Genomic DNA, 14,424 nt, shown 5'->3' on the forward strand with positions numbered 1-14,424 from the left:
AGAAATGCCCCTCGATTCAACATCAAGGGGCATTTCTTTTATTTAATTACTCAATATTAAGTAAAGAGATGAAATTACTTTAAATTTGAAAAGACTTAAATGATTGATAATAAATGCCTTATATTCGTCATTCGTAAATCTAAATTCGTCCTTCTACTTATTTAGACCTTGTTTTTGTTTTATTAATCAAAACAGGTACACAAATATCGGTTTTACAATCACATACTCGTTTCAATAATTCGACTGTTACATCTTTATAACAACCGTTGTTATTGAAGATTCTGATGGTGTACATCTGCGAGTTTGCAGTTGGGTTTGTAAGTGTATTAGTCAATACGCCATTCGATGGAATTGCTGCCGCAACCGCTGGAACTGCCGTTGAAGCATTGAATGTATTACCAGCTGAGTATTGATATTTCACTCCATTCACCACACCCGTAATTGTTAGTTTTCCATCATTATTGGCTGTTCCTGCCGTACAAGTAGCCATTGTTGCTGTAACTGACGTAAACGTTGGTTTCACGGTATCAGCCACTGTAATAGCTGCTGTAACTGTTCCCACACAAAGATTTAGGTCTTTTACGGTAATCGTGTATGTTCCACCATTTAAGTTAGCAAAGCTATTTGATGGTTGGAAGTTTGTGCCATCAATTGAGTATTGATAAGCTGGTGTTCCTCCCGTTACGGTTGCTGTAATTGTACCTTTTGGAGTTGAGCAATCAATCATCGAACCTACGGCCGTAATTGCCAGTTTGGTTGGCTGTGTTATTTCGGTTGTGGCCGTTGTCGAACATCCTTTTGTGTCGGTTGCTGTAATTGTGTATGTTCCTGCAACTAAATTTGTAAATAAGCCATTCGATTGAGCAGTGCCACCATTGATTGCAAAAGTGTACGATGGCGTTCCTCCTGTTGCTGTTGCTTGGATTTGGCCGTCAGTTGCACCGTTACATTTCAAGTTAGTTGGTGTCACGGTCAAGGCTACGCTTGTTAAAGGCTCTTTTACGGTTACATTAATCGAAGCCGTACAACCTCCCGCATCTTGGATAGCTACTGCGTAAGTTCCAGCAGTCAGACCTGCAAACACATTGTTTGATTGGAATGCTCCAGTATTTAGTTTGAATTTATATGGTGCGATTCCATCAAAGCCAGTTACTGTAATTGAACCATTATTTCCGCCTTTACAATCAACATCTTTTACATCTACTTGAGCCGTCACAGTGTTAAATTCTCTAATCAAGACAGATGCACTTGCTTTACAACCATTGAGAGCTGTTACTTCTACCGAATATGTACTCGCATCGTTTACATTAATGCTTGATGCTGTACTTCCATTACTCCATAAGTATGTATAAGTACCTGCTGGTGTAATACTGGCTGTCAATACTGACTGTGTTTTCAAGCAAGTCAATGTATCTTCAGTTGCTGTTATTGTAACCGTTGGCACGCCAGTATCAACAGTTACGCTCGTAGTTGCGGTTGCCGTACAACCATTAGCCGAAGTTACTGTTACAGTATAAGTTCCTGCGGCTGAAATAGTTGCGGTAGCCGATGTACCTAAGTTATTTGACCACAAATAAGTACCACCACCACTTGCTACTCTTGTTACTGATGAAGCAGTACAAGTCAAATTATCATTTCGTGTAATACTTGCTGTTGGAGCTGTTTTATCAACTGTCACTACTACTGCATCGGTGGCCGTACAACCTGTAAGATTATTTGTCACTGTTAAAATATAAGTAGTTGTAGTAGTTGGAGTGGCTGTGGCGACTGAACCATTTGTTGCATTCAATCCTGTACTTGGGCTCCACAAATATGTTGCATTTGGTATAACCGCATCCGAACCTAACTCTACTGATGTTGTAGTACAGTTAATTGTTTTATCAATGCCTGCATCAGCATTTGGAGCTGATTTATCAACTGTCACTACTACTGCATCGGTGGCTGTACAACCTGTAAGATTATTGGTCACTGTCAAGATATAAGTAGTCGTGGTAGTTGGAGTGGCTGTGGCAACTGAACCATTTGTTGCATTCAATCCTGCACTTGGACTCCACAAATATGTCGCATTTGGTATAACTGCATCTGAGCCTAACTCTACTGATGTTGTTGTACAGTTAATTGTTTTGTCAATACCTGCATCAGCATTTAGAGCTGATTTATCAACTGTTACTACTACTGCATCGGTGGCAGTACAACCTGTTTGGTTATTTGTCACTGTTAATATATAAGTAGTAGTTGTTGTTGGAGTTGCCGTCACGATTGAACTATTTGTTGCACTCAATCCTGTACTCGGACTCCACAAATACGTTGCATTTGGTATAACGGCATCTGAACCAATTTGTACTGAACTCGTTGTACAGTTGATTACTTTGTCGATGCCTGCCTCTGCATTTGGAAGAGGATTTACTACAACATTAGTCGTAACTGTTGTTGTACAATTTACTCCCGTTAATGTAACTGTATAAACTCCTTGAGCAGTAGTTTGGGCATTACTAATTGTTGGATTTTGTTGGGTCGATGTAAAATTATTAGGCCCAGTCCAAGAATATGAATTACCTCCCGATGCCGATAAATTAAGAGAGTTTCCTACACAAATCGGCGTATTACTACTTGCCAATGGGTTTTCTAAGCATTTGATAATTACGTTTGTAGTTGCGGTAACTTTACAGATTCCATCAACAGTTACAGCCACAGTATAAACTCCTGCCATTGAAGGTGTTGAATTTGAAATACTTGGGTTTTGTAAACTTGAAGTAAACCCATTTGGTCCAGTCCAAGCGTTATCAATAGCACCCGTTGCAACTGATGAAAGATTAATAGTTCCTCCTGAAATAACTGGACTATTACTGCTTGCAGAAACTGTTGGCTGAGCTTGTTCTGTACACTCTGGCAAATTAGATAGATTAAAGACTATCACATTTGTCGTAGCTGTTGCGGTACAACCTGTAGGCGAACTCACTGTTACGGTATAAACTCCTTCCATTAATTCTGTCGAACCACTGATTACTGGATTTTGCACCGTTGAAGTAAAGCCATTTGGTCCTGCCCATGAGTAACTTGTTCCGTTAGTCGATGTTGCTGTCAAATTAATTGGATTTCCTTCTTTAACAGAACTGTTACTTCCTGCTATTATATTCGACGGAATTGGATTAATCTCGGCCGTCACAGAAGAACGAGAACTCGTACACGAACCAACAGTACAGCTAACATAGTAGACAGCTGTAGTAGAAAGTACAGGGGTTGTGAAGGCCGCTGTTGTAGCAAGACTAACATTACTTGTACTTGATGAATACCAGTTGTAAGTACCAGTACATCCAGTTGCAGAAAGTGTTAGAGTTCCTTCTCCACATCTTTCGGCTGAAGCTGTCGTTGGCTGTGGCACGGTTGAATCACTTGTTACTACAGTTGTAGCGGTTGCCGTACAACCATTTACACTCGTTACCGTTACTGTATATATTCCTGCGGTTGTTAAACTAACACTTGCAGTTGTTCCTGTAAATGAACTTGGACCTGCCCATGAATAAGTTCCTCCGCCTGTGGCTGTACGATTTACTGACGTAACTGAACAAGTTAGATTTTCCGTTCCTATAATTGATGCTGTTGGTGGAGTTTTATCTACTGTTACTACCACTGCATCAGTTGCTGTACAACCTGTTACATTATCTGTAATTGTTAAGGTATAAGTCGTCGTTGTAGTTGGTGTCGCTGTCGGTAAGGCTGAACTTGAACTACTCAAACCTGTACTCGGTGACCAACTATATGTTGCATTTGGATAAATACCGTCTGAACCGATAGTTACTGAAGTAGTCGTACAGTTGATTGTTTTATCTAAACCTGCATCAGCTACTGGTGGAGTATTATTCAATATTACTACTACATTATCCGTTGCGGTACAACCTGTAGCTGGGTTCGTTACTGTTAACACATAAGTACCTGCTGCGTTTACTACTGGACTTGCCGTTGTTGCACCACTTACTATATTTCCTCCCGTTGTGGTCCATGCGTACGTTGCTCCTGATGTTGTGCTACTTCCATTCAACGTTACACTTGTTGTTGTACAAGTCAATGTTTTGTCTAAACCTGCATTTACGTTTGGTAAATTACTGTCTGTAATAACTACTACATTATCAGTCGCAGTACAACCCGTCGCTGGGTTTGTTACTGTCAATATGTATGTTCCCGAAGCATTGACTACTGGACTTGCTGTTGTTGCACCACTTACGATATTTCCTCCTGTTGTTGTCCATGCGTACGTTGCTCCCGATGTTGTGCTACTTCCATTTAATGTTACACTTGTTGTTGTACAAGTCAATGTTTTATCCGCTCCTGCATTTACATTTGGTGCGGTGTTGTCTAAAGTTACTACTGTTGTAGCTGTTGCCGTACAACCGTTAGCACTTGTTACAGTCACTGTGTAAGTTCCTGCGGTTGTTAAACTAACACTTGCAGTTGTTCCTGTAAATGAACTTGGACCTGCCCATGAATAAGTTCCTCCGCCTGTGGCTGTACGATTTACTGACGTAACTGAACAAGTTAGATTTTCCGTTCCTGTGATTGATGCTGTTGGTGGAGTTTTATCTACTGTTACTACCACTGCATCAGTTGCTGTACAACCTGTTACATTATCTGTGATTGTTAAGGTGTAAGTCGTCGTTACTGTTGGTGTAGCTGTTGGTAAGGCTGAACTTGAACTACTCAAACCTGTACTCGGTGACCAACTATAAGTTGCATTGGGATAAATACCGTCTGAACCGATAGTTACCGAGGTTGTCGTACAGTTGATTGTTTTATCTAAACCTGCATCAGCTACTGGTGGAGTATTATTCAATGTTACTACTACATTATCCGTTGCGGTACAACCTGTAGCTGGGTTCGTTACTGTCAATATATATGTACCTGCAGCGTTTACTACTGGACTTGCTGTTGCTGTACCACTTACTATATTTCCTCCTGTTGTGGTCCATGCGTACGTTGCTCCTGATGTTGTGCTACTACCATTCAACGTTACACTTGTTGTTGTACAAGTCAATGTTTTGTCAGTTCCTGCATTTACGTTTGGTAAATTACTGTCTGTGATAACTACTACATTATCTATTGCAGTACAACCAGTAACTGGGTTCGTTACTGTCAATACATATGTTCCCGAAGCATTTACTACTGGGCTTGCGGTTGTTGCTCCACTCACAATATTTCCTCCTGTTGTGGTCCATGCGTAAGTTGCTCCCGCTGTTGTGCTACTTCCATTCAACGTTACACTTGTTGTTGTACAAGTTAAAGTTTTGTCCGCTCCTGCATTTACATTTGGTGCAATATTATCTAAAGTTACTACTGTTGTTGCTGTTGCCGTACAACCGTTAGCACTCGTTACCGTTACTATATATGTTCCTGCGGTTGTTAAACTAACACTTGCAGTTGTTCCTGTAAATGAACTTGGACCTGTCCATGAATAGGTTCCACTGCCTAAAGCTGTTCGCGTTACCGATGTTACCACACAAGTCAAATTATTTGTTCCTGTGATTGATGCTGTTGGTGGGGTTTTATCTACTGTTACTACCACTGCATCAGTTGCTGTACAACCTGTTACATTATCTGTGATTGTTAAGGTGTAAGTCGTCGTTACTGTTGGTGTAGCTGTTGGTAAGGCTGAACTTGAACTGCTCAAACCTGTACTCGGTGACCAACTATAAGTTGCATTGGGATAAATACCATCTGAACCGATAGTTACTGAGGTAGTCGTACAGTTGATTGTTTTATCTAAACCTGCATCAGCTACTGGTGGAGTATTATTCAACGTTACTACTACATTATCCGTTGCGGTACAACCTGTAGATGGGTTTGTTACTGTCAATACATAAGTGCCTGCGGCGTTTACTACTGGACTTGCCGTTGTTGCACCACTCACTATATTTCCTCCTGTTGTTGTCCAAGCGTAAGTTGCTCCTGATGTTGTGCTGCTGCCATTTAACGTTACACTTGTTGTTGTACAAGTTAAAGGTTTGTCAGTTCCTGCATTTACATTCGGTGCAGTGTTATCCAGAGTTACTACAACATTATCCGTTGCAGTACAACCTGTTGCTGGATTGGTTACTGTTAATATATATGTTCCTGCTGCGTTTACTACTGGACTTGCGGTTGTTGCTCCACTCACGATATTGCCTCCTGTCGTTGTCCATGCGTACGTTGCTCCTGATGTTGTGCTGCTGCCATTTAACGTTACACTTGTTGTTGTACAAGTTAAAGTTTTGTCAGTTCCTGCATTTACATTCGGTGCAGTGTTATCCAGAGTTACTACAACATTATCCGTTGCAGTACAACCTGTTGCTGGATTGGTTACTGTTAATATATATGTTCCTGCTGCGTTTACTACTGGGCTTGCTGTGGTTGCACCGCTTACGATATTTCCTCCCGTTGTGGTCCATGCGTACGTTGCTCCTGATGTTGTGCTACTTCCATTCAACGTTACACTTGTTGTTGTACAAGTTAAAGTTTTGTCAGTTCCTGCATTTACATTTGGTGCAGTGTTATCCAGAGTTACTACTACATTATCAGTCGCAGTACAACCTGTTGCTGGATTGGTTACTGTTAATACATATGTTCCTGCTGCATTTACTATTGGATTTGCTGTTGTTGCACCACTTACAATATTTCCTCCTGTTGTGGTCCATGCGTATGTTGCTCCTGATGTTGTACTACTTCCATTTAATGTTACACTTGTTGTTGTACAAGTCAATGTTTTGTCTAAACCTGCATTTACGTTTGGTAAATTGCTGTCTGTGATAACTACAACATTATCCGTTGCAGTACAACCTGTCGCTGGGTTCGTTACTGTCAATACATATGTTCCCGAAGCATTTACTACTGGGCTTGCGGTTGTTGCACCACTTACAATATTTCCTCCCGTTGTTGTCCAAGCATAAGTTGCTCCCGATGTTGTGCTGCTGCCATTCAACGTTACACTTGTTGTTGTACAAGTCAATGTTTTGTCAGCTCCTGCACTTACATTTGGTGCAGTGTTATCCAGAGTTACTACTACATTATCAGTCGCAGTACAACCTGTCGCTGGGTTTGTTACTGTCAATACATATGTTCCCGAAGCATTGACTACTGGACTTGCGGTTGTTGCACCACTTACAATATTTCCACCTGTCGTTGTCCAAGCGTAAGTTGCTCCTGATGTTGTGCTGCTGCCATTTAACGTTACACTTGTTGTTGTACAAGTCAAAGTTTTGTCAGTTCCTGCATTTACGTTTGGTGCAGTGTTATCCAGAGTTACTACTACATTATCTGTTGCTGTACAACCTGTCGCTGGGTTCGTTACTGTCAATATATATGTACCTGCAGCGTTTACTACTGGACTTGCTGTTGCTGCACCACTCACGATATTGCCTCCTGTTGTGGTCCATGCGTAAGTTGCTCCTGATGTAGTACTACTTCCATTCAATGTTACACTTGTTGTTGTACAAGTTAAAGTTTTATCTAATCCTGCATTTACATTTGGTAAATTGCTGTCTGTGATAACTACTACATTATCTGTTGCAGTACAACCTGTTGTTGGGTTCGTCACTGTTAATACATATGTACCTGCTGCATTGACTATTGGGCTTGCAGTTGTTGCACCACTTACAATATTGCCTCCTGTTGTGGTCCATGCGTAAGTTGCTCCCGATGTCGTGCTACTACCATTCAAGGTTACACTTGTTGTTGTACAAGTTAATGTCTTATCTAATCCTGCATTTACGTTTGGTGCAGTATTGTCTAATGTTACTACTACATTGTCAGTTGCAGTACAACCTGTAGCTGGGTTCGTTACTGTCAATATATATGTGCCTGCTGCGTTTACTACTGGGCTTGCAGTTGTTGCTCCACTTACGATATTACCACCAGTTGTTGTCCATGAATATGTCGCTCCTGATGTAGTGCTGCTGCCATTCAAGGTTACACTTGTTGTTGTACAAGTTAATGTCTTGTCTGCTCCTGCATTTACATTCGGTAGTGTATTGTTTAGAGTTACAATAGCATTATCAGTTGCCGTACAACCTGTTGTTGGGTTCGTCACTGTTAATACATATGTACCTGCTGCATTGACTATTGGGCTTGCAGTTGTTGCACCACTTACAATATTTCCACCTGTCGTTGTCCAAGCGTAAGTTGCTCCTGATGTTGTGCTGCTGCCATTTAACGTTACACTTGTTGTTGTACAAGTCAAAGTTTTATCTAATCCTGCATTTACATTTGGTGCTGTGTTTTCTAAAGTTACTACTACATTGTCAGTTGCCGTACAACCTGTAGCTGGGTTCGTTACTGTCAATATATATGTGCCTGCTGCGTTTACTACTGGGGTAGCAGTTGTTGCACCACTCACGATATTGCCACCTGTCGTGGTCCATGCGTAAGTTGCTCCCGATGTTGTGCTGCTACCATTCAACGTTACACTTGTTGTTGTACAAGTCAAAGTCTTATCTAATCCTGCATTTACGTTTGGCAAATTGCTGTCTGTAATAACTACTACATTATCAGTTGCTGTACAACCCGTCGCTGGATTTGTTACTGTCAATACATAAGTGCCCGAAGCATTAACCACTGGACTTGCCGTTGTTGCACCGCTCACGATATTGCCACCTGTTGTGGTCCATGCGTAAGTTGCTCCCGATGTTGTGCTGCTACCATTCAACGTTACACTTGTTGTTGTACAAGTCAAAGTCTTATCTAATCCTGCATTTACGTTTGGCAAATTGCTGTCTGTAATAACTACTACATTATCTGTTGCCGTACAACCTGTTGTTGGATTTGTTACTGTCAATACATAAGTGCCCGAAGCATTAACCACTGGACTTGCCGTTGTTGCACCGCTCACGATATTGCCACCTGTTGTGGTCCATGCGTAAGTTGCTCCCGATGTTGTGCTGCTGCCATTCAACGTTACACTTGTTGTTACACAAGTCAAAGTCTTGTCAGCTCCTGCATTTACATTTGGTGTGGTATTGTCTAAAGTTACTACTGTTGTAGCTGTTGCTGTACAACCGTTAGCACTCGTTACTGTTACTGTATAAGTTCCTGCGGTTGTTAAACTAACACTTGCCGTTGTTCCTGTAAATGAACTTGGACCTGCCCATGAATAGCTTCCACCGCCTGAAGCTGTTCTCGTTACCGATGTTACCACACAAGTCAAATTATTTGTTCCTGTGATTGATGCTGTTGGTGGGATTTTATCTACTGTTACTACCACTGCATCAGTTGCTGTACAACCTGTTACATTATCTGTGATGGTTAAGGTGTAAGTCGTCGTTACTGTTGGTGTAGCTGTCGGTAAGGCTGAACTTGAACTACTCAAACCTGTACTCGGTGACCAACTATAAGTTGCATTGGGATAAATTCCGTCTGAACCGATAGTTACTGAGGTAGTCGTACAATTAATTGTCTTATCTAAACCTGCATCAGCTATTGGTGGGGCATTATTTAGAGTCACAACAGCATTATCAGTTGCTATACAACCCGTCGTTGGGTTGGTTACTGTCAATATATATGTTCCTGCTGCGTTTACTACTGGGCTTGCAGTTGTTGCTCCACTCACGATATTGCCTCCAGTTGTGGTCCATGCGTAAGTTACTCCTGATGTTGTACTACTTCCATTTAATGTTACACTCGTTGTTGTACAAGTTAAAGTTTTATCTAATCCTGCATTTACGTTTGGTGCAGTATTGTCTAATGTTACTACTACATTATCAGTTGCCGTACAACCTGTAGCTGGGTTGGTTACTGTCAATATATATGTTCCTGCTGCATTTACTACTGGGCTTGCGGTTGTTGCACCACTTACTATATTTCCTCCTGTTGTGGTCCATGCGTAAGTTACTCCTGATGTTGTGCTGCTGCCATTCAACGTTACACTTGTTGTTGTACAAGTTAATGTTTTATCTAAACCTGCATTAGCATTTGGTGCGGTGTTATCCAGAGTTACTACAACATTATCCGTTGCAGTACAACCTGTTGCTGGATTGGTTACTGTTAATACATAAGTTCCTGCGGCATTCACTACTGGACTTGCAGTTGTTGCACCACTTACTATATTGCCACCCGTTGTTGTCCATGCGTAAGTTGCTCCTGATGTAGTGCTACTTCCATTCAAGGTTACACTTGTTGTTGTACAAGTTAATGTCTTGTCTGCTCCTGCATTTACATTCGGTGGTGTATTGTTTAGAGTCACAATAGCATTATCAGTTGCTGTACAACCTGTCGTTGGGTTGGTTACAGTCAATATATATGTTCCCGCTGCATTTACTACTGGACTTGCTGTTGTTGCACCGCTCACGATATTCCCACCTGTTGTTGTCCACGAGTAGTTTACACCTGATGTAGTGCTACTTCCATTCAATGTTACACTTGTTGTCGTACAAGTTAAAGTCTTATCTAATCCTGCATTAGCATTTGGTGCGGTATTATCTAATGTTACGACTACGGCATCAGTTGCAGTACAGTTTGTTGTTGTATTTCTTACTGTCAATATATATGTTCCTGCTGCATTTACTACTGGGCTTGCAGTTGTCGCACCACTCACGATATTTCCACCAGTTGTTGTCCACGAATAGCTTACACCTGATGTAGTGCTACTTCCATTTAAAGTTACACTTGTTGTTGTACAAGTTAATGTTTTATCTAAACCTGCATTAGCATTTGGAAGTGGATTCACCGTTACTTGGGCAGTTGTTGTTTCCGCACAGCCATTTGCATCAGTCACTGTAACAACATACTGCGTTGTTGCAGCTGGATTAACAGTTATTGATGCTGCCGTAGAGCCTGTACTCCAAGAATATGTGTAAGGTGCTGTACCATTAGATGGAGTTGCTGTCACCGTTGCCGATTGCCCAGCACAAATAGTGGCATTAATTGAAGGATATACAAAAGTAGGGCAAACCGTAAAAGTAAAACCTGAAATTCGGATAGCGTGGTCATCACTTACTCCATTTGTAGCACCCTTTCCTGCTGTCACTGACCACCATGAATACAAAGAAGGATTATTTTGTTCTGCACTTGCATCTTCAGGGCCATTTGAATAAGCTACATCAAAACTTGTAATAGCTTTTGCTGTTGATAAAGTTGCTGTATTTGCAGCCAAGTTAGGGTCAACATCTCCTGTTGTACTCGTGTTATATGTTGCCTTTACAGTTTGTCCTGTTTTGGTAAGGTTCGCTCCAGCAACGATGTCAATCGGCACATTTCCTCCAATACCCGAAGCAGTGAAACTCACTTCATCTTGGTATGAGTTACCTGGTGCTTCATATTGGTTTACTGAATTACTGTAAGCCAAGCCAACATAATCAATATCGCCAACCGTATAATTATCTAAAAATATTGGTTTGGAGAATGTATATCTGATAGTAACATCTTCAGCAGAATTAAGCGTTTTTATGGCAAAAGTAAGATACCCTGTGCCATAAGCACCTTCTGTTTCAGTAAAGATACTTCCACAGTCAGAATCCCAAGGGTCTGTTATTGTACCATTGCCTGTAATATTATCTGTTTCTGTTGACCCTGGATAAGGTAAACAGCCACCACCAGTATCAAAAGGGTGAGTCGTATAAACGTCTAAATCGTAGTTTCTGTTATGTGGGTCGATGATAGTCATCGTAACAGTCATCGTTTTAGTGACTCCTCCTTCGGTGTAGGTAATATTGTAGGTTTTTGTATTGTCGCTTACCGCCCATGCGTTACCAACACCTGATGTACTCCAGCTAAAAGTACCAGACTGTGCCGATAAATGATTACTTACTAAAAATAGCAATAAACCCAACAACATTCGATACGAATATGTAATCAATCGAGGCGAGTTATTGGCTTTCATGGTATGGAAAGCAATTCCTAATAGCCTTTGGAATAAACTAACTTTGGATAGATGTTTCATTCTAACTATCATATTAAAAAATTATTCAGCGGCTAAGAATAAATAAAATAATACCGCTTAATAATTTTTCTTACCAAAAAATATGCCATAAATAAACCTTTGTGCGAATACAAGAGAAGATTGGGTGTTTTTGGAGGAAAATAAAGGAGAGCATAAACGATACCGTTCAATAATTTTTCATAATCAACAATCATGCCTATTACGTATAGTCATATATTTTTACCACCCTCGAATAATCTGTTTAGAGAGTAAAGTAGCTGATTTTCAGAGTACTATTCTTTATTCCTAATTGATTCATACACTTGAGGTTTCAAAAAACAATGAGACTAAAATCAATTATTGATATTTTTTTCGAGGAATGGTGATTTTTTTTCTTCGTTATCAAAATTTATTGTTTTATTAATGCTGTGTGTAAGTTGGCATAAAACCGAAATACTAAAATTCTGCGACCGTAGTCCAAATATTTCACCAAAATTTCATACTTTTAGCCGTTCTTTTTTCGATTGATAACCTATTCCTAAAAAACTTATTCAGCCAAGCCCAGTCATGCTCAAATTAGTAAAAAACGCTACCTCAAACCCTGATAACCAAGCTATCATTTCCGATAATCATTCATATACTTACAAAGATTTACTTGATTCTTCGCACCAATTTGCCTCTTTGTTGCTTCAAAATACATCAGACCTCAACGAAACACGAGTAGCATTCATGGTTTCACCAGGGTTCGACTACGTGAGTATTCAAAGGGGAATCTGGCGTGCGGGTGGAATTGCCGTGCCTCTGTGCATTAGTTATCCGCTACCATCTTTGCAATATGTCATTGAAGATACTGGGGCTGAAATTGTGATTGCAGGTGCTGAATATGCCGAAATCTTACGCCCATTGGCGGCCGAAAAAGGCTTTCGTTTTATTATTTTGCCCGAAGTTGATAAAGCAACTATCGAACTAAAAAAACTACCCAATTTACAATCAAGCCGCAAGGCAATGATACTTTATACGAGTGGAACGACAAACCTTCCAAAGGGTGTCGTAACAACTCACGCCAACATCGAAGCACAGGTTTCGACCTTAGTAAAATCGTGGCAATGGTCGGCCAAAGACCATATTTTATGTGTGCTTCCACTTCACCATGTTCATGGCATTATCAATGTTATTTCGTGTGCTTTGTGGTCGGGTGCGACGGTTGAGTTTTTGCCTTCATTCTCGGCCGAGGGTGTTTTTGGAGCATTTCAGAAAGGTAAAATCAATGTTTTCATGGCCGTTCCTACTATCTATTTTAAACTTATTTCGCACTGGGAAAGTCTTTCGGCCGACCAACAGACACAAATTACCGATACACTTGCCAAATTCCGTTTGATGGTTTCTGGTTCGGCAGCCTTGCCTGTTTCGGTGATGGAAAAATGGAAAACAATAAGTACCCATACCCTACTCGAACGCTATGGAATGACCGAAATCGGCATGGGAATCAGTAATCCGTACGATGCAGAACGCAAAGCTGGGTACATCGGAAAACCACTTGCGGGTGTAAAGGCCAGACTGGTTGATGAAAACAACGTGGTGGTGAAACGTGGACAAGCTGGCGAGATTCAGATAAAAGGCAAAAATGTTTTCTTGGAATATTGGAATAAACCCGAAGCTACTCAAAAGGCTTTTACAGAGGATGGTTGGTTTAAAACTGGCGATGTGGCAGTAGTAGAAAAAGGCTATTATCGAATTTTAGGTCGTGATTCCATCGACATTATAAAATCGGGTGGCTATAAGATTTCTGCCTTGGAAATTGAAGAAATACTTCGTACGCACCCTGCCATAGAAGATTGTAGCGTAGTGGGGGTTCCGAACGAAGAATGGGGCGAACTCGTAGCGGCAGCCATTATCGTAAACGATACAAACTTAGACCTAAAAGCCCTCAATACTTGGATGCGTGAAAAAATGCCTGCCTACAAAACTCCACGCCAATACAAAATTGTAGAAGAACTCCCTCGCAACGCCATGGGCAAGGTGACTAAGAATGATTTGAAGAAACTATTCAACTGAAATACGATTTACTAAGCGTCGGTTACCACGGAGACACGGATTGCACTGAATTTCACGGAGAAATATTCTGTTCTTAACCATGTTGCGACTGATGTCCGACAAATACAAACTAACCTAAATTAATGATAATCTACGGAGTAGCCATTTTGGCTTTTTGTTATGTAATTGGCCAACTTTTTGGCGAATTTTTGGGTAAAATCATCGGAGTTGATGCCAATGTTGGGGGTGTTGGTTTTGCGATGTTATTGCTGATTTTACTCAGCGATTGGTTCAATAAAAAGGACTATCTCGACCGAAATACCGAAAACGGGATTATGTTCTGGAATCAGATGTATATTCCTATCGTAGTAGCAATGTCGGCAACCCAAAATGTGCGAGTTGCCGTTTCGAGTGGATTCATTGCGGTCTTGGCGGGCCTTGTACCTATCGTTATTTGTGCTATCACGATTCCTTTACTGGCTAAACTTTCAAAAAATACCCAACTCGACTAA

General features: G+C 40.9%; 3 protein-coding genes. 2 read left to right on the forward strand and 1 reads right to left on the reverse strand.

The genetic code is table 11. The features are described 5' to 3' along the window. Window positions 1-157: 157 nt before the first annotated feature. Window positions 158-11,899, reverse strand: a complete 11,742-nt coding sequence (locus IEX65_RS01105; protein ID WP_188763776.1) for a beta strand repeat-containing protein — start codon at window positions 11,897-11,899, stop codon at window positions 158-160. A 546-nt stretch (window positions 11,900-12,445) separates the two neighbouring features. Between IEX65_RS01105 and IEX65_RS01110 the strand changes: the two genes are divergently transcribed. Further along, the gene (locus tag IEX65_RS01110) at window positions 12,446-13,933 is read left to right on the forward strand and encodes an acyl-CoA synthetase (protein WP_188763778.1); all 1,488 of its coding nucleotides are present in this window, start codon (window positions 12,446-12,448) and stop codon (window positions 13,931-13,933) included. A gap of 122 nt (window positions 13,934-14,055) precedes the next feature. Further along, a complete protein-coding gene (madL, locus tag IEX65_RS01115) occupies window positions 14,056-14,424 on the forward strand; it encodes a malonate transporter subunit MadL (RefSeq protein WP_188763780.1) in 369 nt (122 codons plus the stop codon).

Source organism: Emticicia aquatilis (assembly GCF_014644295.1).
In the GTDB taxonomy this organism is placed as follows: Bacteria; Bacteroidota; Bacteroidia; order Cytophagales; family Spirosomataceae; genus Emticicia; species Emticicia aquatilis.